Genomic DNA, 334 nt, shown 5'->3' with positions numbered 1-334 from the left:
GTCAGCGCCCTATGGGCCACTGCTTCCAATAGCGGTAGCCACCACGTCGCACTGTTCTTCGACGCTTTCAGCATCGATAGCGCCCCACTCATCACACTCTGCGCGACCCGTCTCTTCATCACCAGCGACAGCAGGCTCGTCCACACCAACCCCTCGGCAATCGCTTTCTCGCCCGTCACAAACCCCTTGAGCCGGTTGTGCGATTTCCACTCTTTAAATAACAACTCCACCTGCCAACGGCAGCGATACAGGCTCATCACCTGCTCTGCTGACCATGCTGCTCGCCGTAGGTTCGTCATCCACAGACAGAACCGCTTTTCCTCAGCAAACCAGC

At 57.5% G+C, this 334-nt stretch carries 1 protein-coding gene; it reads right to left on the bottom strand.

The window, feature by feature from the left end; translation table 11 throughout:
- The coding region (locus B4920_RS25980; protein ID WP_139379655.1) for a transposase at positions 1-334 on the bottom strand (334 nt) is incomplete at both ends.

It is taken from the genome of Zoogloea sp. LCSB751 (genome assembly GCF_002028455.1).
Classification (GTDB): domain Bacteria; phylum Pseudomonadota; class Gammaproteobacteria; order Burkholderiales; family Rhodocyclaceae; genus Zoogloea.
The sequence above is the reverse complement of the archived record's forward strand: the minus strand, read 5'-3'. Positions and strand labels throughout refer to the sequence as shown.